16 protein-coding genes and 1 other RNA gene are annotated in these 19,093 nt (G+C 50.8%); 3 read left to right on the top strand and 14 right to left on the bottom strand.

Annotation, left to right across the window (positions count from 1 at the left end; genetic code table 11):
* Positions 1-3: 3 nt before the first annotated feature.
* The 12 genes from AC2UZI_RS11445 to rnpB all read right to left on the bottom strand — a co-directional run bounded on the left by AC2UZI_RS11445 (position 4) and on the right by rnpB (position 14,325).
* Positions 4-957, bottom strand: coding sequence for a D-alanine--D-alanine ligase (locus tag AC2UZI_RS11445; RefSeq protein WP_486943991.1), 954 nt, complete (start codon positions 955-957; stop codon positions 4-6).
* Positions 954-2,360, bottom strand: coding sequence for a UDP-N-acetylmuramate--L-alanine ligase (gene murC, locus AC2UZI_RS11450; RefSeq protein ID WP_486943992.1), 1,407 nt, complete (start codon positions 2,358-2,360; stop codon positions 954-956). The genes AC2UZI_RS11445 and murC overlap by 4 nt, the downstream gene beginning before the upstream one ends.
* Complete coding sequence (murG, locus tag AC2UZI_RS11455) at positions 2,357-3,427, bottom strand: undecaprenyldiphospho-muramoylpentapeptide beta-N-acetylglucosaminyltransferase (RefSeq protein WP_486943993.1); 1,071 nt, start codon at positions 3,425-3,427, stop codon at positions 2,357-2,359. The genes murC and murG overlap by 4 nt, the downstream gene beginning before the upstream one ends.
* Positions 3,424-4,617: a putative lipid II flippase FtsW gene (gene ftsW / locus AC2UZI_RS11460; protein ID WP_486943994.1), complete on the bottom strand. Its 1,194-nt coding sequence runs from the start codon at positions 4,615-4,617 to the stop codon at positions 3,424-3,426. Before ftsW ends, murG begins: the two co-directional genes overlap by 4 nt.
* Positions 4,614-6,122: a UDP-N-acetylmuramoyl-L-alanine--D-glutamate ligase gene (gene murD, locus AC2UZI_RS11465; RefSeq protein WP_486943995.1), complete on the bottom strand. Its 1,509-nt coding sequence runs from the start codon at positions 6,120-6,122 to the stop codon at positions 4,614-4,616. Before murD ends, ftsW begins: the two co-directional genes overlap by 4 nt.
* Positions 6,119-7,291 carry a phospho-N-acetylmuramoyl-pentapeptide-transferase gene (mraY, locus tag AC2UZI_RS11470; protein WP_486943996.1) on the bottom strand — a complete coding sequence of 391 codons (1,173 nt, stop codon included), beginning with the start codon at positions 7,289-7,291 and terminating at the stop codon, positions 6,119-6,121. The genes murD and mraY overlap by 4 nt, the downstream gene beginning before the upstream one ends.
* On the bottom strand, positions 7,281-10,067 hold the full coding sequence (gene murF, locus AC2UZI_RS11475; protein WP_486943997.1) for a bifunctional UDP-N-acetylmuramoyl-L-alanyl-D-glutamate--2,6-diaminopimelate ligase MurE/UDP-N-acetylmuramoyl-tripeptide--D-alanyl-D-alanine ligase MurF: 2,787 nt from the start codon (positions 10,065-10,067) through the stop codon (positions 7,281-7,283). Before murF ends, mraY begins: the two co-directional genes overlap by 11 nt.
* Positions 10,064-11,800 carry a peptidoglycan D,D-transpeptidase FtsI family protein gene (locus tag AC2UZI_RS11480; RefSeq protein ID WP_486943998.1) on the bottom strand — a complete coding sequence of 579 codons (1,737 nt, stop codon included), beginning with the start codon at positions 11,798-11,800 and terminating at the stop codon, positions 10,064-10,066. Before AC2UZI_RS11480 ends, murF begins: the two co-directional genes overlap by 4 nt.
* Positions 11,797-12,099, bottom strand: coding sequence for a cell division protein FtsL (gene ftsL, locus AC2UZI_RS11485; RefSeq protein ID WP_486943999.1), 303 nt, complete (start codon positions 12,097-12,099; stop codon positions 11,797-11,799). Before ftsL ends, AC2UZI_RS11480 begins: the two co-directional genes overlap by 4 nt.
* Positions 12,096-13,166, bottom strand: coding sequence for a 16S rRNA (cytosine(1402)-N(4))-methyltransferase RsmH (gene rsmH / locus AC2UZI_RS11490; protein ID WP_486944000.1), 1,071 nt, complete (start codon positions 13,164-13,166; stop codon positions 12,096-12,098). The genes ftsL and rsmH overlap by 4 nt, the downstream gene beginning before the upstream one ends.
* Before the next feature lie 8 nt (positions 13,167-13,174).
* Positions 13,175-13,603 carry a division/cell wall cluster transcriptional repressor MraZ gene (mraZ, locus tag AC2UZI_RS11495; protein WP_486944001.1) on the bottom strand — a complete coding sequence of 143 codons (429 nt, stop codon included), beginning with the start codon at positions 13,601-13,603 and terminating at the stop codon, positions 13,175-13,177.
* A gap of 317 nt (positions 13,604-13,920) precedes the next feature.
* Positions 13,921-14,325, bottom strand: an RNA gene (gene rnpB / locus AC2UZI_RS11500) — RNase P RNA component class A.
* A 66-nt stretch (positions 14,326-14,391) separates the two neighbouring features.
* Between rnpB and AC2UZI_RS11505 the strand changes: the two genes are divergently transcribed.
* Positions 14,392-16,215, top strand: coding sequence for an ATP-binding cassette domain-containing protein (locus tag AC2UZI_RS11505; RefSeq protein WP_486944002.1), 1,824 nt, complete (start codon positions 14,392-14,394; stop codon positions 16,213-16,215).
* A 117-nt stretch (positions 16,216-16,332) separates the two neighbouring features.
* Here the strand turns inward: AC2UZI_RS11505 and pyrC are convergent, their stop codons facing one another.
* Complete coding sequence (gene pyrC / locus AC2UZI_RS11510) at positions 16,333-17,394, bottom strand: dihydroorotase (protein ID WP_486944003.1); 1,062 nt, start codon at positions 17,392-17,394, stop codon at positions 16,333-16,335.
* A 123-nt stretch (positions 17,395-17,517) separates the two neighbouring features.
* Between pyrC and AC2UZI_RS11515 the strand changes: the two genes are divergently transcribed.
* The gene (locus AC2UZI_RS11515) at positions 17,518-17,790 is read left to right on the top strand and encodes an SWIB/MDM2 domain-containing protein (RefSeq protein ID WP_486944004.1); all 273 of its coding nucleotides are present in this window, start codon (positions 17,518-17,520) and stop codon (positions 17,788-17,790) included.
* Positions 17,791-17,904: 114 nt separating this feature from the next.
* Here the strand turns inward: AC2UZI_RS11515 and AC2UZI_RS11520 are convergent, their stop codons facing one another.
* A complete protein-coding gene (locus tag AC2UZI_RS11520; RefSeq protein WP_486944005.1) occupies positions 17,905-18,267 on the bottom strand; it encodes a DUF4870 family protein in 363 nt (120 codons plus the stop codon).
* Positions 18,268-18,536: 269 nt separating this feature from the next.
* Between AC2UZI_RS11520 and AC2UZI_RS11525 the strand changes: the two genes are divergently transcribed.
* A complete protein-coding gene (locus AC2UZI_RS11525; RefSeq protein ID WP_486944006.1) occupies positions 18,537-18,935 on the top strand; it encodes a hypothetical protein in 399 nt (132 codons plus the stop codon).
* Positions 18,936-19,093 lie beyond the last annotated feature (158 nt).

Consider the following 19,093-nt stretch of genomic DNA (forward strand, 5'->3'; position numbering starts at 1 on the left):
TTTCTACTCCACTAAGCGTGCTACAGCACGAAGCTTCAAACTGGCTGATTCAAGAATCAACACACACAAATCGGCATAACTTAAGCCTTCTGCCTTGGCCGCCATGGGCACTAGCGAGTGACTGGTCATTCCAGGGGTGGTGTTAATCTCCAATAGCCACGGCTTGTTTTGCTCATCCAGCATGAAATCTGCTCGAGCCCATCCTTCACATCCCAGCGCCAAATAAGAACGACGCGCCAATTCGCGAATTTCATCGCTTAAGGCAGAAGGAAGATCCGCGGGACAAAAATACTGTGTTTCATCACTGATGTACTTATTCTCAAAATCGTAGTTTCCGTCTGGTGCCACGATTTCAATCACCGGTAAGGCCCGTGCGGCGTCCCCTGTACCTAAAACCGGTACCGTAAGCTCACGACCTTGTATGAAACGCTCTGCCAGCACCTTGTTGTCAAAATGCGCAGCTAAACGATAGGCTGCGTCAACCTCAGTAACGCTTTGCACTTTGGTAAAGCCTACGGTAGAGCCTTCGTGGGGCGGTTTCATAATGAACGGTAGCCCTAGCGTTTTCTCCAAACCTGCCACATCTGCTGCCGATTCCACCAGCGCGAACTCAGGCGTGGGCAACCCGCACTGCAACCACACCCGTTTGGTCATGATTTTGTCCATCGCCAAACTGGATGCCATCGGGCCACTACCGGTGTAGGGGATATTAAGCAATTCAAGTGCGCCCTGAATGGTGCCGTCTTCTCCATAGCGTCCGTGCAATACAATGAATACGCGATCAAAACCTTGATCGGCTAGCTCTGCTAAGGTGCGCTCTCCGGTATCGAATAAGTGCGCATCCACGCCTTTGCTCAGCAATGCTTCATATACGCCTTGCCCAGACATCAGCGAAACTTCTCGCTCTGCGGAGCGACCGCCGTACAGCACTCCAACGCGACCAAACCCTGTACTCATGCCAACTCTCCTAGGCGGGCGGGCACTCGGCTAATGCTGCCGGCTCCCATCGTTACCACCACATCACCATCACGTACGAAATCTAAAATAGCCTGTGGAAAACTTTCAATATCAGGGATAAAAACGGGTTCCACGCGCCCTGCTACACGAATCGCTCTGGATAGCGCCCTTCCATCAGCTGCAATAACGGGGTCTTCCCCTGCTGCAAAAACCTCAGTAAGCAACACAGCATCCGCATCACTTAGTACCCGGACGAAATCCTCAAAACAATCTCGTGTGCGGGTATAACGATGAGGCTGGAAAGCCAAAACAATACGTCTGTCTGGCCAGGCGCCACGCGCCGCAGCAAGCGTTGCCGCCATTTCATTGGGGTGATGCCCGTAATCATCAACCAGTGTGAAGTGTCCACCACCATGATTTTCGGGTACAGCGAAATCACCCACCTGTGAGAAGCGTCGACCCACTCCGGTAAACTCAGACAACGCACGAGAGATGTCTTTATCAGAGACTCCTAGCTCAGTCGCCACCGCGATGGCGCCCAAGGCATTTAACACGTTGTGCAAGCCAGGCAAATTCAACCGCACAGACAACAGGGGAAGCTCACCAACGCTGCCTTGACGCTCTACGTCGAAACACATGCGTGTTCCTTCGCAGCGTAAATTAACGGCTCGCACTTGAGCTGGCTGCTCAATACCGTAGGTGGTCACCGGCCGCGAAATAAAAGGCATAATTTCACGTACGTTGGGATCGTCCACGCACACCACCGCACTACCGTAAAAAGGCAGCTTGTGGGTGAAATCGATAAACGCACTTTTAAGTCGGGCCACGTCGTGGCCGTAGGTGTCCATGTGGTCAACATCAATGTTCGTAATAATCGCCATCACTGGCAATAAATTAAGAAATGATGCGTCCGACTCGTCCGCTTCCACCACAATGTATTCGCCTTGCCCTAAGCGAGCATTTGCCCCGGCTGAATTTAAACGTCCACCGATGACAAAGGTGGGATCCAACTCGCCAGCCGCTAAGATACTAGCGACCAAACTGGTGGTTGTTGTTTTACCGTGTGTCCCCGCTACCGCGATTCCACGTTTTAAACGCATCAGCTCAGCAAGCATCAGCGCGCGTGGTACCACTGGAATACGAGCAGCTCGCGCAGCGAGCACTTCTGGGTTATCGCCCGAAATAGCAGTAGAGGTCACCAAGGCCCCCATTCCCTGCACATTCTCAGCGCGATGACCAATAACAATGCGTGCGCCCAACTTGGCTAGACGTCGCGTTACCGCGGACTCTTGAATATCGGATCCACTGATGGCGTAGCCCAAATTCAGCATCACCTCGGCAATACCGCTCATCCCTGAGCCGCCTATTCCTACAAAATGTATTTGTTTAATGCGGTGTTTCATTCCGCCCTCCGTGCTAATACTTCACATGCGTCCGCGATTTGCTCGGTCGCATTGAACTGGGCGTGTTCTTGAGCATGCTCTCCCGCATGCCGTAAATCAGTGCGGTTACACGCACTTAACCATTGGGCCAGCCATTCAGCACTGAACTCTGGTTGGGGTTGAAGCCAACCCGCCCCACAATCTGTTAAATAACGTGCATTCGCCGTCTGGTGATCATCGATGGCATGAGGTAACGGTATAAACAGAGCAGGTACCCCTGCTGCGGCCACCTCGGCCACCGTCATAGCACCGGCTCGACAAATTAGTAAGTCAGCATCGGCCATGGCAAGCGCCATATCGGCAATAAAAGCGGTGCACGTTGCCTCTACACCCAACGCCGCATAACGAGCCTTCACTGATTCCAAATGCTGTTTCCCCGCCTGATGCAAGACAACAGGCCGTTGCTCGGCTGGCAATAAAGCCAACGCGGCAGGAATAGTCTGATTCAACGGTGCAGCACCTAAGCTTCCACCCACAACCAACACGCGTAATGGCCCTTTACGCTCGGTAAAGCGCTGTTCAGGTGGGGCTACATGACGGAAAGAGGAGCGTACAGGATTACCCACCATCACCGCACCAGCTAGCGCACCCGGAAAACCCACAAGCGTTTTCGTCGCCATCCGCCCAAGCCAACGGTTTGCTGTGCCAGCGATGGCATTTTGTTCATGCACGACGAGCGGGATACGCTGCAGATAAGACATCAACCCACCCGGAAAGGCGACATAGCCTCCCATGCCCAAGACCACATCGGGACGAACTCGCTGCAGAATACGTCGGGAAGCTAAACACGCCTTAAGTAACGTGAACGGCAACTTGATTAAACTCAGTGCGCCTTTACCGCGCACCCCTGAAAAATGCAGGGCCTCTAGCTGGAAACCATGCTCGGGGACAAGCTGGCCCTCCATGCGATCAGGGCTACCTAACCACACCACCTTCCAGCCACGAGCCCGCATTTCATGCGCCACGGCTAAACCCGGCATGATATGACCACCCGTCCCGCCAGCCATAATTAGCAGTGTTTTGCTCATGTGCGTTTCCCCCGCATCAAGTTACGGTTCTCGAAATCCACGCGAAGCAAAAACGCCACGGCAACAAGGTTGGCCACAATGCCTGTGCCACCATAACTAACCAAAGGAAGTGTGAGCCCTTTGGTGGGAAGTAAGCCTAAGCACACACCGATATTAATAAAGGTTTGCACGCCAAACCAGACCGCAACACCTTGAGCGATCATGGCGTTATATAAACGATCCATGGCAATGGCTTGTCGGCCAATTTCGAAACCACGCCATACGATAAAACCGAACGCGAGAATCAAAGCGCCCACGCCGACAAAGCCTAGCTCTTCCCCAATCACAGCGACAATAAAGTCCGTGTGCGCCTCGGGCAAATAGTGCAATTTTTCTACACTGGAGCCTAATCCCACACCAAACCACTCGCCTCGTCCCAAGGCAATTAAAGAGTGCGATAACTGATAGGCGCTGCCGTAGGCGTTATCCGGATTCCAAGGGTCTAAGTAAACAAACAAACGTTCACGACGCCACGGGGACATCCAGATAAGAAGTAAAAAGCTAGTTAGCAACAAACTTAATAACGAAGCAAAAAGCTTAACGTTCAATCCGCCGATAAAGATGATGCCAATCGCGATGGCAACGATCACCATGAAGGCACCTAAGTCAGGCTCTAACAACAGCAACACACCTACGCCAGCTAACGTTAGGGCCATGGGTAAAAACCCACGCAGGAAAGTTTGCATGTGCTCTTGTTTACGAACGGTGTAATCTGCCGCAAACAATAGGATGCCAAGCTTCATTAGCTCAGAGGGTTGAAAGTTAATGGGGCCAAGGGGCAACCAACGACGCGCACCATTAACCTCATGCCCAATCCCGGGAATCAGTACCACCATCAACAACACGATACCAATCGTGAAGAGCGGCACAGATAACTTTTGCCATACGTGCATCGATACGCTGGCCGTAAATAAAGCCGCTAAAAAACCAATGCTTAGAAATACAGCATGGCGAATGACAAAGTAATAACGTCCGTAACTTTCATAGCGAGGGCCATCAGCCAACGCTATGGATGCCGAATAGACCATTAACAGGCCAAAAGCCGCCAACATGACGGCAGCCGACAGTAATGCGATATCGATGGCTGGTAAGGCGGTACGTCCAGGACGCACAGCATTGATGCTAGAACCCAAATCGGAAAGTAGACTCATGCGACCTCCCCGTTTTCAAGAGCTAGCTCTGTGACCTCTGACATAAATACATTGCCACGGTGCACGTAACTATCAAACATATCCATACTGGCGCAAGCTGGGGATAACAACACAAGGTCTCCCTCGGCGGCTTGCGTAAACGCGATATGAACTGCATTCGCCATATCCGTTGCCACAAACTGAGGTACAGCCGTTACCGCTAGAACCTGTGCAAGCTCAGGGGCCGATGCGCCCAACAATACTAAAGCGACTACCTCTGCTCGTTGTACCGCGTCGACTAAAGGACGAAAATCTTGCCCTTTACCCAACCCCCCTACAATTAACACCACCCGCTGATCCAAGCCGGTTAAGGCCGCAACAGTCGAACCAACGTTCGTACCTTTGCTATCGTTAATAAAACTCACACCGCGTATGGTGCGAACATATTCAACTCGGTGCGGCTCTCCGCTGTAATCACGTAAAGCCAATAACAAAGGCTCCCACGCTAAGCCCGCACTTCGACACAGGGTTAAAGCCGCTAAGGCATTGAGTACATTATGCTGGCCCCGAACCCGTAAGACCTCAGTGGGCATCAACGGCGTTGGACGTCCTTCCAACCGCTGCCCCTGATTCGCTTCAGTAATGTGCTCTTTGGATGTCTCTGCAGCACAAAGCCACAATCCACTTTGCTCAGCACACAAGCCCAAATCACCGTCAAACGTAGGGATTCCGGCGCCAAAGCTACGCACCTGATCAAGCTTGATGTCGTTAATCATTGCCAAGGTAGCCGAATCGTCACGATTAACGACCTTAAGCCGAGCAGAGTCAAAGATGCGCGCTTTTGCCGCCTGATAAGCGTCAAATGAACCGTGCCAATCAAGATGATCTTGAGAGATATTCAGTACGCAAGCGACATCAGCCTGTAAGGAGCGCACCGAGTGTAATTGAAAGCTGGATAGCTCAATCACCCACGCATCGGGCAATTGCCCTGCTGCCACGGCATTACTGAGCGCACTGATTGCAGCGGGACTGATATTTCCCGCACTGACCGCATGCAATCCGGCCGACTCTAACATGTGGCGAATCAATGCCGTAACGGTGGTTTTTCCATTTGTGCCGGTTATCGCAAACACGGTAGGCGTGTAATGATGCTGCTTTTTTAAATCAGCAAGCGCCAAGGCAAATAGCTCAATCTCGTTGATGACCGATATTCCTTGTTGCTCCGCTAACAGAAGTAGCTGTTTTACTTCCTGCTGCAGTGGGGACAAGCCAGGGCTTAATACCACGGTATGAACATCCCGTAATACATCGGGATGCAATGCGTCGTCACCAAGACTTAACGCTACAGACTGAGGATGTTGCGACGCTAATTCCTGTGCAGCAGCGCTAGACTCACGCGTGTCTGCAATGCGGATTTGCGCACCTTGATCCAAGCACCACGTTGCTGCGGCAACACCTGTCTCCCCCAAACCCAGAATAAGGGTTAGGCCGTCAGTTCGAACCGAGGGGAAGTGGTAAGTAGTCATCGTAATTTCAACGTAGAAAGCCCAACCAACACCAACATCATGGTGATAATCCAAAAGCGCACAACAACTTGTGTTTCTTTCCAGCCACTGACTTCAAAGTGATGATGCAGTGGCGCCATCCTAAATATTCGTCGCCCTTCTCCGTATCGCCGTTTGGTGTACTTAAACCAAGTCACTTGCAACATGACGGACAAGGTCTCTACAACAAACACGCCTCCCATAATGAAGAACACGATCTCTTGGCGGACAATAACGGCTATGGTTCCCAAGGCGCCCCCTAAAGCTAAGGCGCCCACATCTCCCATAAACACTTGAGCGGGATACGTGTTGAACCACAAAAAGGCCAAACCGGCTCCTGCAATGGCAGCGCAGATCACCATCAACTCGGACGCCCCCGGAATATAGGGGAACAGTAAATACTTTGAGTAATCAACCCGACCAACTACGTAAGCAAAAATGCCTAAAGCGCTCCCGACCATAACGGTGGGCATAATGGCCAAACCATCGAGTCCGTCGGTTAAGTTCACTGCGTTGCTGGATCCCACAATAACGAGCCACGTCAATGTCACAAAACCGAATACGCCCAGAGGGTAACTAACGCTTTTGAAGAACGGAACGATCAAGTCGGCGCGAGTTGGCAACGGCATGGTGAAACCACTCATCACCCAATCACGGAACAAGGGCCATAATTCACCTGTTGCAGGCACGGCCACTGCAAACGTCAGATAAATGGCTGCAACAACGCCAATCAATGCCTGCCAAAAAAACTTTTGTCTGGATGACATACCTTCAGGGTCGTGATTCACGACTTTCTTGTAATCATCCGCCCAGCCAATCCAACCAAAGCCGAAGGTCACGAGCAACACCACCCACACAAAGCGGTTGGTCCAGTCAGCCCATAACAGGGTGCTCACACCGATAGAAATTAAAATCAGCACGCCGCCCATTGTGGGCGTGCCGTTTTTTTGCAAATGTGATTCGGGTCCGTAAGCACGTACAGCCTGACCGATTTTTAGTTCGGTCAAGCGACGTATCACCCAAGGTCCGCAAAGTAGGCCTATGGCGAGTGAGGTTGCACTCGCCAACACAGCCCTAAAGGTGATGTACTCAAAAACCCCAAAGGCACGAATATGCGACTCAGCGAGCCATCGCGCCAACTCAAGAAGCATTATTAGCCCCTTCCTCTTTCATATAATAGGTTTCTAAAGCTTGCACTACCCGCTCCATACGAGTGCTGCGCGATCCTTTGACAAGGATATGCGCCGGCGCCAGTTTAATCAGCTGAGTAATAAGCAAATCGATATTTTCGAAACTTTGCGCCGCTTCACCGTAAGCTTGTGCTGCAAATGTGGCGTCAGTTCCTAAAGCCAATAAGTGTGTAATTCCCTGCTCTTTAGCATAGGCACCCACCTCGGCATGGACCGCTTCGCTGTCCGCCCCGACCTCGCCCATGTCACCTAACACTAAAACCTTAGGCCCATTAAGCTGCGCTAAGACATCAATGGCAGCCCGCACCGAATCGGGGTTGGCATTATAACTGTCATCAATTAACTGAAAACCACCGGCTTGAGCCTTAGGCTGCATTCTGCCCTCTACAGGACGAAAATCTTGCAAACCTGTAACAATTTCCGCCAGCTCTACACCTGCAGCAAAAGAGCAAGCACTCGCGGCTAAAGCGTTACGTAAGTTGTGCACACCAGGGCACTTAAGAATGACCCCTGCCTCTTGCTCCAGCACATACAATTGAAATGGAGTATGGGTAGGGTTAGCGTGAATCTGTTCGGCTCGCACGTCCAAATTTGAACCAAAACCGAACGTCAAGCAGCGGCGTTCACCAGCCAGGCCTTGCCAAACCGGCGTAAACACGTCGTCCCCGGGGAAAATAGCCGTGCCATCCTGCTCTAAGGCACTGAGCACAGCGCCATTCTCGTCGGCCACTGCTTCAACCGTATGCATGAACTCTTGATGTTCACGCTGCGCATTATTCACTAAAGCAATCGTGGGCGAAACGATGTTGGCCAACACCGCTATTTCGCCGGGATGATTCATCCCTAACTCGAAAACAGCAGCTTGATGGTGATTACGCAAACGCAAAACGGATAGCGGCACACCTAATTCGTTATTAAAGTTACCAATTGTAGCGACGGTATTACCCTGACCAAAATGCGCTCTAAAAATCGATGCGATCATTTCCTTGGTGGTGGTTTTACCATTACTCCCGCATACCGCTATCACCGGAATATCAAACTTCTGGCGCCACACCTGCGCCATTTTCGCTAACGCTTTACGCGTGTCACCCAACACGAACTGCACAAGTCTCAGTGCCTTGTTTGGCGTTTCCACCAGCGCAGCGCAGGCTCCTTTTTCGGCCGCTTGTAGCAAATAATCATGACCGTCGAATCGGTCACCTTTAATTGCCACAAATAAGTCCTGCTGTTGCAAGTTACGCGTGTCGGTTGACAACGCTGGACCACGCAACCAACTTAAGGCAAAACGCGCCCACTCTCTGTCGTCGAAGGGGAAGAGCTCACCTTTGATCTCTTGAAACGTTTCATGTCCTTTACCAGCGATCAGAATCAAATCTGCAGGCTCAGCAAACCAAATCGCTTGCAAAATTGCCTTGGCACGATCTTGCTGTACGAGATGTTGAGCGCTTAAGCCCTGCTGGATGTCTCTGACAATTTGGTTGGGGTCTTCGCTACGGGGATTATCATCGGTAACGATAACCTCATCGGCTAAACGTCCCGCTATTTCACCCATCAGGGGTCGTTTCGCTGTATCACGATCACCGCCACACCCAAAAACACAAATCAGCTTTCCGCCACGAACCTGCGCTACGGCACGCAATGCCGTTAACGCCCGCTCTAAGGCATCCGGTGTGTGGGCATAATCCACCACAGCAAGAGGTGTAGGAACATGCTTACCTAATGCGGCCACACCATCGACAATTTCCAAACGTCCCGGCACAGGCCCCAAGGTAGCAATCAAACGAGCGATCTTTGCGATTGGCCATCCTAATTCGCGTAACACGCCAGCCACTAACAGCAGATTCGATACGTTATGGTCGCCCAATAAGCGAGTCAAGATTTGAGCCGTTCCGTGCGCTGTCACCACATTGAAAACCTGTCCATCTGCCCCAGTATGTAGATCATCGACATACAGCAGTGCAGAGCTATCCTTCATGGAATAGGACACTTTATTCGCGGAAATATCGCTATTCAACAAGGCTTGGCCGAAGGCGTCATCGGCATTTAGCACCGCACTATGCAAACCATTGGTTGCAAAAAGGCGAGCCTTGGCCGCACGGTAGTTTTCAAGCGTTAAATGGTAATCGAGGTGATCATGCGACAAGTTAGTGAAGGCCGCAATTTTAATACGTACGCCATCCAGACGACCTTGCTCTATACCAATGGAAGAGGCTTCAAGCGCTACTAAATTGGCACCCGCGTCACGCAATAGCGCCAAGCTTTTATGCATGGTCAACACATCGGGGGTGGTGAGCTCGCCGCCCAGATTCGTACCATCGGGAAGTGTGACACCCAATGTACCGACCGTACCGCATGGAATCTCTGAATTATTTAACATCGCAGCGATCCACTGAACGCAGGACGTTTTCCCATTGGTCCCCGTTACGGCAATGACCTTTAGCTCTTCAGATGGCTTACCCCACCACTCGTGGGCAATCTCACCAAGCAACGCGCTTAAGTTTTCAACTTGAAGACTGGGTACCTTTAACTCAGGAAAAGAACCTTGGCGCTTTTCAAGTACGATGGCTCCAGCTCCACGCTCTAACGCCGCTTCAATAAAATCGCGCCCATCACCGGCTATGCCTGGCGACGCAAAAAAGACATCACCGCTTTGAATTTGACGGGAATCTAAGCATAACTGGGCGTCCGGCGCCACATTACTTCTTAACCACTGCAATACATCATTAGCCGCATTCATTGTCGTTTCTCCCCATTGGGGCTGATGGCCACCAATGACTCAACTGGGGCATCAGGCTGCACACCCATACGGCGCAAGCTACTAGCCACTATCTCTGAAAAAACGGGGGCGGCTACACGCCCACCGTAATAACCATTACCACGAGGCTCATCGATACTCACCGCGACCACAATGCGCGGATTGGATACGGGAGCAAAGCCCACAAATGAGCTTCGATAGCTCGATTTACTATACTTACCATCCACTATTTTTCGTGCCGTACCGCTCTTGCCTGCTACGCGGTACCCTTGTACTTGCGCCAAACGGGCCCCGTCAGGGCCTGCTGCGGCTTCAAGCATGCCTCGCACCAAACGAGCCACTTCAGGGCTATACACCTGAACGCTGGTGGGATTGGTTTCTCGTTTAAGCAAAGTCAGCGACACCATGTCGCCGTCTCTAGCAAAGGCCGTGAAAGCATGAGCAATTTGTATTAACGACGCCGAAAAGCCATACCCATAAGCCATCGTGGCACGCTCAATAGGGCGCCATCTTTCCCAAGGTCTTAAACGTCCGGCCGCAGCCCCAGGAAAGCTGGTTTGCGGTGCCCGACCAAAACCCAATGACGTAAAGGTAGTCCACATTTCTTCGGACGTTAATAATTCCGAAATCATGGTCATACCAATGTTACTGGATCGACGCAAAATGCCGGCAGCATCCAACACCCCGTTTTTACTCACGTCGGAGATGGTATTACCTTGATAGCGATACCGACCATTGCCCGTATCAAACTGAGTCGCCGTGCTAATTTTTTTGTTATCGAGGGCTAAAGCCACTGTGAAGGGCTTCATAATAGAACCGGGTTCGAACGTGTCCGTAATGACTCGGTTACGCAACGCACTTCCCTTGCGATCACCACGATCATTGGGGTCGTAAGTGGGAAGGTTAGCCAACGCTAAAACCTCGCCTGTTTGTGCATCAAGCACAATGGCCGCTGCCGCCACCGCATTATGCTCTTGCATGCCTTTTTTCAAAGCAGAATAAGCATCAAACTGTAAACCTGCATCAATAGAGAGGTGTAGGTCTTGTCCGTGGACGGGCGGGATAACATCACGCACGTCGTCAATCACTCGGCCTAAGCGATCTCGAATGACACGTCTTGAACCGGGCTTACCTGACAGTTCCTCATTAAAGGCGAGCTCAATACCCTCAATACCTTGGTCTTCAATATTGGTAAAACCGATTACATGCGCCATCCCCTCACCCTCAGGATAAGAGCGACGCATTTCTTCTTGTTGATGGATTCCAGGAATTCGCAAAGCGGCAATCTGCGCGGCTAAATCCACATCGACCTGACGACGTATGTAGACAAAACTTTTGTCCTCTACCGCTAGACGTCGTTTGATGTCATCAACCGGCATGCTCAACAACTGGCCAAGCTGAGTTAGCTGTTCTGAGGAGGCTTTTTTTGCATCGTCAGGAATAGCCCATACTGCACGAACAGGCACACTGGATGCCAACACAACATTACCTGTCCGATCAAAAACCTTTCCTCGCGTCGGCGGAAGCACCAAAGTACGCTCGTAGCGTCGCTCGCCTTGCTGTTGTAAAAACTCAGTAGACAGGCCTTGTAAGTGAAGTGCCTTCACCAACAACGCCAAAAAACCCATCATGAGCACAAGCAAGACGAGTTTCGCTCGCCACATTGGTAAACGTCCCTCTAGCACCGGACTATCGTGGTAACCGAAGCGCTTCATTGGCCACCTCCGTCAGCACCGATAGTAACGGCCGAGTTTAACGGCTTGCCACGCAAGTAAATCGTACTTTCTGGGCTTCCCGTAATCATGGCCAAGTCTTGTCGTGCCACATTATCAATACGCGCGTTTCGAGCAAGCTCTGCACGTTCAAGCTGTAATCGACGCCACTCTGTATCAAGCTCGCGCGCTTTGTTCGATAATTGCTCTGCTGCTACATAGAGCTCACGGGCCTGATAGCGCGCAGTAACGAGCGATATAGCCGAAAGCATAAGCAAAACCGCCAGAGCAAAACGTATCATCGGCGCCGCCCCTTTCTTGAGTTCGCTCCGCCCACCGCAGCGTACTGACGAACTTCGTCGATAACGCTCTGCCAACCGGTCTCAAGAGGCGTCGCCGTGCGCTCGGCCACACGCAATACAGCAGAGCGGGCACGCACATTGAAGTCAATATCCTCATCAGTAGGAAGCACTCTACCCAATGCGCGCAACCAAGGCTGCTGCATATCTTTCTCGGCGATGGGCAAGCGAGCCTGCGCCTGAGCCATAGCCGGCCTAGTAGCCGCCGTCATAAACTGCTTCACGATGCGATCTTCTAAGGAGTGAAAACTAATAATCGCTAGACGCCCCCCATCGTTGAGGAGCTCGAGTATTAGCGGTAACGCATGCGCAAGTTCCTCGAGCTCGCGGTTGATGTAAATCCGTATAGCCTGGAAGGTCCGAGTGGCCGGGTGGTGACCTTTTTCGCGCGAGCGGACGACACTGGCGACCAACTCGGCGAGATCATGCGTTGTGCGCAGCGGCTCGGATTCGCGGCGAGCTGCAATCGCCTTTGCAATCTGGAAAGCAAACCGTTCTTCGCCATAATCTGCGATGACCTCCTTAATTTCATCTACGTCGGCCTCAGCCAACCATTGAGCAGCCGTAAGGCCGCTTGCATTATTCATGCGCATGTCCAAAGGGCCATCACGCATAAAAGAAAAACCACGTTCGGCATCGTCAAGCTGGGGTGACGAAACGCCTAAATCCATCATGACCCCATCAATGGCATGAACACCACGCGCCTGTAACTCTTCCACGATGGACACAAAGCCCGCGTGGATCACATGAACGCGTGGATCTTCTGCTGCCAACTGCTCAGCAATGGCAATTGCTTCGGGGTCTTTATCAATAACGTATAAACGGGCATCAGGTGTGAGTTGCTTTAGCAACTGACGACTGTGCCCTCCACGCCCAAAGGTCGCGTCAACAAAAGCCCCAGCGACGGGCTGTAAATCGGCAAGCGAGCGTAATCGCCTCGCTGAAAACGCGGGGTCGACGAGCGCTGCAACCGTAGGCTCTAGCAATACGGAACGATGAATGAGTTCCATGGGTCGACTCAGAAAGAAAACTGTTCAAATACTTCCGACATGCCTTGAGCCAACTCTTCGGCTTGGCGACGTTCTAACTCGGCGGCATTCCATAACTCGAAATGCCCCCCTAAACCTAACAACATAGCTTCTCGTTCAAGACCAACGGCAGCACGCAATTCGGGCGCCACGAGAATACGCCCGGCTGAATCCATGTCTACATCTTGCGCGCTACCTAATAGCAAGCGTTGTAAACCTCGGGCGGACATAGGGAATGCGGCTATTTGCTGGCGCTTCTCTTCCCACAACGAACGTGGGTAAACCAACAAGCAGCCATCGGGGTGTCGAGTTAGGGTTAAACGGCCCTGTTCACGATCCGTTAGCGCGTCACGATGCCGAGTCGGAATGGACAGCCGACCCTTAGCATCCAGCGTGAGAGCGCTACTACCCTGAAACATGCCTTTTCCCCACTTTTTTACACAAAAACCTACTTTTTCCCACTCTAAGCCAAGACCACGCTACGGTCAAGATGCTAGACACTTTTTTTCAATGACAACAACTACTTAGCTTTACTTCAGCTAAAGCCGGACATTTCAAAAAAGGGTTTAAATTCAAGAAATTGGGAGTACAACTCAAAGTCATTTATGCGATTACAAGGGAAAACCATGTGAGAGCATGCTTTCAATCCCTAACAATGTCTGACTTATTGAAGTGTTCGCTGTATAAAACGCAAGAAATGCGCAAAGCGAAGATAGGAAGGGCGAAACAAGATAAAATGTGAGGCAAGCCTATAGGCCGGATTCTGTAAACCAATCGCTTGGTTGGCAATCATTCGTCTGGGCGTGCTATTACTAGCACGCTCTAGCCATCTACCCGCATACTCGGGCGAGCCGCCCATATAAGCCGAAGCTAACGTATGCCTATTTGATGTTGCTCCGGATAGAGGTTGCCGCGTTTCACCCTACAGCGGTAGTTTCTTTACAGAAACTAAATTACGGAGATAGCCGTAATTGTGCACGGTAAAACCATGCCCGCCGCCGCAGACTCGTCTCTGTGGCCCTAGTCCTCGGTAGAGCGCGGACTAAGCCTTACCCTACCGGACGGCTGTTAGCCGCTATCCTGCTCTACGGAGTCCGGACCTTCCTCGATAATTTATTACCGCGATTGCCCAGCCTGCCTCACAACAAGCATTGTAACCTGCGACAATAGAGAAGTTCATGCTTTATTCTGATTTTTTTGGAGTCTTATGTCGATCAATCTGATTACGCTAACTGATATTCAGCTTGCGTTCGGTCACCACCCTTTACTCGATGGGACCAGCATCACCATTCATGCTGGAGAACGTTGCGGCCTAATCGGGCGAAATGGTGCAGGTAAGTCCTCGCTGTTAAAGCTGCTTGATGGACGCTTACAGCCCGACGATGGACAAATTATGCGTAGCATCGGGCTACAAATTGCCACCGTTGAGCAAGAGCCTGAACTCCCTCCAGATCAAAGCATTTATGATTACCTGTGTGCCGACTTCACCGAAACCGAAGATTGGCAACGACCAGCACGGGTTAATACCCTTATCGACCAGTTGGGCCTCCCCCCCGACGCCCTCACACAAACCTTATCGGGCGGGATGCGTAAACGCGTGGCTTTGGCCAAAGCCGTGGTCGACGAACCCGATCTCTTATTGCTCGACGAGCCCACTAACCATTTAGACTTTGATGGCATTCTTTGGCTCGAACAACTACTGCTCTCATTTCGTGGAAGCGTCATTGTTATTACCCATGACCGCCACTTTCTGGATGCTGTCACCACACGAATTATCGAGCTTGACCGAGGCCAGCTCTTTAGCTTCCCCGGCAACTTTAGCGCTTGGCAAGAACGTAAAGCAGAATGGCTTGAGGCCGAAAAACAGCAGAACGCTAAATTTGATAAATTTCTAGCTCAAGAAGAAGTGTGGATTCGCACAGGGGTTCAGGCACGTCGCACTCGAGATGAAGGCCGTGTCAGACGCCTTGAAGCGCTACGCAAAGAACGCTCGGCGCGTCGCGAACGAGCAGGTAACGTACGATTTGCGGTATCCGAAGGCCAGCGCTCAGGAAAGCTCGTGGCCGAAGCCCTGAACATCAGCCACTCGTTTAACGATAAAACACTCATTGATGATTTTTCGACCGTACTCATGCGAGGCGATCGCATCGGCTTCATCGGCCCAAACGGCGCGGGCAAAACTACCTTACTTCGTATTTTGCTTGGCAAGCTTAAGCCCACGACAGGAACCGTTCGTCACGGTACAAGTTTAAGTATTGGTTATTTCGATCAGATGCGTACAGGGCTAGATGAATCGGCCTCATTAGTTGAAACGATCAGCCCTGGCACCGAATGGGTTGAAATCGGCAATCAACGCAAACACGTAATGAGTTACCTGGAAGACTTCCTCTTCCCCGCCGCACGCGCTCATTCTCCTGTTCGCACCCTCTCCGGAGGCGAGCGAGCACGCCTAACGCTTGCCCGTATGTTTGCTCAACCCACTAACATCTTGGTGTTGGATGAGCCTACGAATGACCTTGATATCGAAACACTAGAATTACTTGAAGGGCTCTTGCAAGACTACACAGGCACGGTTTTGCTGGTCAGTCATGACCGAAGCTTTTTGAATAACGTGGTGACGCAAGTCATTGCCGCAGAAGGCAACGGGCATTGGCAAGAGTATGTAGGCGGATACGACGAATGGTTGGCTCAGCGACCCGAGCCTCAGGCACAAGCGACCTCTTCTACCTCTAGCCCTGCCCCTAAGACAACGGGCAAAAAAGAAAGCACAAAAATCAACGATGACAAGAACACTCGTTCGCAGCGCTCTTCCCGCTTAGCCTCTTGGGAGGAAAAAGAGCTGGAAGCCTTACCAGAAAAAATAGCTGAAATCGAAACCCAGCAAAGTGAATTGGCTAAGGCCTTAGCCGACCCTGACGTTTATAAAGATGGGCCCGATAAAGCCAACGAAATAAACCAAAAACTGACTGCGCTTGACGATGAGTTAACGCAGCTATTCGAACGTTGGGAAACGTTAGAAAATAAAGGCTGAGTTATTCGCATCCACATTTCATTGCCTGTGAGCTAAAAGGCCCACATCTTAGCAAAAATAAAAATGCCACTCTAGGCATCCCTCCCTAGAGTGGCATTTTCCATATCAAGAGCCCAACTACGACGTTTTAACTGACCACGTTAACTCCGTGCCACCCGCAAGTGGAACAATCTCATCCGCGCCCAAGGACAGACTCACCGGAATATCAAAACTACGTTTCTCTAAGGTTAAGGTTCCGCTATTTGGCTCCAGACCATAAAAGGCCGGACCATTCTCACTGGCAAAGGCCTGCAAACGATCAATTTTTCCAACTGAATCAAATGCAGTAGCATAAAGCTCCATCGCATGAAACGCCGTATAACAGCCTGCGCAACCGCAGTCTTGCTCTTTGCGTCCTCGCGAATGAGGCGCACTATCAGTGCCAAGAAAAAACCGGCCTGTGTCGCCTGTTGCCGCCTTTAATAATGCTTCACGATGGAGTTCTCGTTTAAGCACCGGTAGGCAATACCAATGAGGGCGTAACCCCCCCACAAACAAGGCATTACGGTTATACAGTAGGTGATGAGGCGTAATGGTTGCCGCGACGGGCCCCTCGGCATCAGACACATACGCCACGCCCTCTGCCGTTGTTAAGTGCTCAAAAACCACCTTTAGCGCTGGAAACTGCTTGCGCAAGGGAATCATCACGCGATCAATAAAAACCGCCTCACGGTCAAAAATATCAACGCTAGGATCGGTGACTTCACCATGCATCAATAAAGGCATGCCCACCTCTTGCATTGCCTCCAAGGTTTTAGCGCAATGTTTCAACAGATTCGTTACCCCAGCATCAGAGTTCGTAGTCGCTCCGGCCGGATATAACTTCACACCATGAACCAACCCTGATTCTTTGGCAGTACGTATCTCTGCCGGGTCGGTATTATCAGTAAGATAGAGTGTCATCAACGGCTTAAAATTTGTGTTGATGCCGTCTGAGCTTTTAAGTGCAGACAAAATTCGTGCATGATACGCCCGCGCTTGCTCGGTAGTCGTAACCGGAGGCGTTAAATTCGGCATAATAATGGCACGATCAAACTGTGCAGTGGTGTGGCCAACAATGGCTTGGAGCATCTCTCCATCGCGTAAATGCAAATGCCAATCATCGGGCCGTGTAATGGTGTGTGTTTGAATCGTTGTCATACTCTAATGCACCTGATCCCAAGTAAATAAACAAAGTCGTTTTGTTGGAGTTCACTCCAACTCGCGGTATGCTGCAACAAGTGACATACCGTTGTATATCAATCATTTCACAGGAGTCGTCTTATGGCCAACAGCAAAAAGCCCGCCCAAAAACCAAACACTGGGTTTATGAAGCCTGTTACTCCTAGTCCCACATTGGCAGCGATCATTGGCTCTGAAGCCATACCGCGCACCGAAGTAACCAAAAAAATCTGGGAATATATTAAAAAGCACGATCTTCAAGACCCAGCTAATCGTCGTAATATTAATGCCGACGATAAGCTCAGGCCTTTATTCGGTAAAGAGCAAGTTTCCATGTTCGAACTGACTAAACTTGTGAGTGCGCACTTAACATAAACCCATTCGGGCTTCAGCTCTTTGCCAAACTACTATCGTTTTTAACGATAGGGATATCGTATTGCTAATTGCCCGCACTCAGCGGGCAATTGTTTTAATTCGAAATTCAGTGCATCACTCGAGCTCAGGAGACTGGCCTGAAAAATGAGCCAACCACCCTTTAATTACACGGAATATTACCCAAATTAATGCAATGGCACCGGTAATCCAACCGATAAAGATCATGGTCAACACACCGCTAATGGATAACCACAGCAAGCCCCACCAAAAGGTTTTAATAATCCAATCTAAATGAGCGGCGTAAATCGTACCCGCCACATCACTACGCTTATAGTAAGCCAGTACCACGGATGCAATAATACTCGCCCCAAAAACGCCCATGCTTACAATACCAATGGCGAATAACGCGTAAACCACATGGACAAGCTTACGGAACGGCAACCCTTGCTCGATTTCGGGCAAGTCAGACTGGGACATACATATCTCCTGTAACGTATTTGATGGATGGCCGCACTTAACAACCAACGTCTAGCTCATACTCATTGTAATGCTTTAGTGACTTTCTGTTTTATCGTAGACACAAGTTTATTGACATGTCTGATCAAATCGACCCAATATAGTCACAGAAACGTGCTTATTGTGTAATGACAAAGTATTAACACATCAACAAACAAACATTACTCCCCGTACAAAGACAGTACTCGTGCCCCTAATTGACCATTGAAAGTTCTAGTTTCGCCATGGCCATGACACCCTCCTACCCCTTACGTCAACCCTGTCCACCCGGAGCTTGCGATTGCGGTCGGGAAGCACTATTGTCCAATCCCACATCGGACACACGCATATTAAGGCTAACGAAAGAAGAAGAAAAACGCCTCATAGCACGGATTGAGCGCATCAGTAGCCTACAAGAGTTACGCCACCTTCTACACCGTATGAACGAGCAACTAGGTATCCAACTAATGGTTCAAGCTGGTGAGGGCGAGGTCCGTACGGTTAGAGGCCTTAGCATTCGATTTGAATCGCAAACCGGACTCTGTAAAAAAACCCAACAAACGCTTCCTGCGGCGATACGTCGAGCCTTGGATGCCGATCACCGCATTGTGTATGCGCTGCTCGATGAGCACAGCTTATTGGGCGAGTAAGAGAAATAAGAGGAACCAGAGCCCGAGTTAGGGGGCGGTATCGAGCGGGCATAAAAAAACCCCCACTTGATCACAAGCGGGGGTTTTTCGGTATAAGAGCCTGACGATGACCTACTTTCACACACGTCCGTGCACTATCATCGGCGCAAAGGCGTTTC

The sequence above is a fragment of the Paenalcaligenes sp. DL 463 genome (assembly GCF_057475185.1).

Excerpts from the sequence above, each read along its gene's own strand:
- AC2UZI_RS11445 (WP_486943991.1), bottom strand. The coding sequence starts at position 957 with ATGAGTACAGGGTTTGGTCGCGTTGGAGTGCTGTACGGCGGTCGCTCC.
- murC (WP_486943992.1), bottom strand. The coding sequence starts at position 2,360 with ATGAAACACCGCATTAAACAAATACATTTTGTAGGAATAGGCGGCTCA.
- murG (WP_486943993.1), bottom strand. The coding sequence starts at position 3,427 with ATGAGCAAAACACTGCTAATTATGGCTGGCGGGACGGGTGGTCATATC.
- ftsW (WP_486943994.1), bottom strand. The coding sequence starts at position 4,617 with ATGAGTCTACTTTCCGATTTGGGTTCTAGCATCAATGCTGTGCGTCCT.
- murD (WP_486943995.1), bottom strand. The coding sequence starts at position 6,122 with ATGACTACTTACCACTTCCCCTCGGTTCGAACTGACGGCCTAACCCTT.
- mraY (WP_486943996.1), bottom strand. The coding sequence starts at position 7,291 with ATGCTTCTTGAGTTGGCGCGATGGCTCGCTGAGTCGCATATTCGTGCC.
- murF (WP_486943997.1), bottom strand. The coding sequence starts at position 10,067 with ATGAATGCGGCTAATGATGTATTGCAGTGGTTAAGAAGTAATGTGGCG.
- AC2UZI_RS11480 (WP_486943998.1), bottom strand. The coding sequence starts at position 11,800 with ATGAAGCGCTTCGGTTACCACGATAGTCCGGTGCTAGAGGGACGTTTA.
- ftsL (WP_486943999.1), bottom strand. The coding sequence starts at position 12,099 with ATGATACGTTTTGCTCTGGCGGTTTTGCTTATGCTTTCGGCTATATCG.
- rsmH (WP_486944000.1), bottom strand. The coding sequence starts at position 13,166 with ATGGAACTCATTCATCGTTCCGTATTGCTAGAGCCTACGGTTGCAGCG.
- mraZ (WP_486944001.1), bottom strand. The coding sequence starts at position 13,603 with ATGTTTCAGGGTAGTAGCGCTCTCACGCTGGATGCTAAGGGTCGGCTG.
- AC2UZI_RS11505 (WP_486944002.1), top strand. The coding sequence starts at position 14,392 with ATGTCGATCAATCTGATTACGCTAACTGATATTCAGCTTGCGTTCGGT.
- pyrC (WP_486944003.1), bottom strand. The coding sequence starts at position 17,394 with ATGACAACGATTCAAACACACACCATTACACGGCCCGATGATTGGCAT.
- AC2UZI_RS11515 (WP_486944004.1), top strand. The coding sequence starts at position 17,518 with ATGGCCAACAGCAAAAAGCCCGCCCAAAAACCAAACACTGGGTTTATG.
- AC2UZI_RS11520 (WP_486944005.1), bottom strand. The coding sequence starts at position 18,267 with ATGTCCCAGTCTGACTTGCCCGAAATCGAGCAAGGGTTGCCGTTCCGT.
- AC2UZI_RS11525 (WP_486944006.1), top strand. The coding sequence starts at position 18,537 with ATGACACCCTCCTACCCCTTACGTCAACCCTGTCCACCCGGAGCTTGC.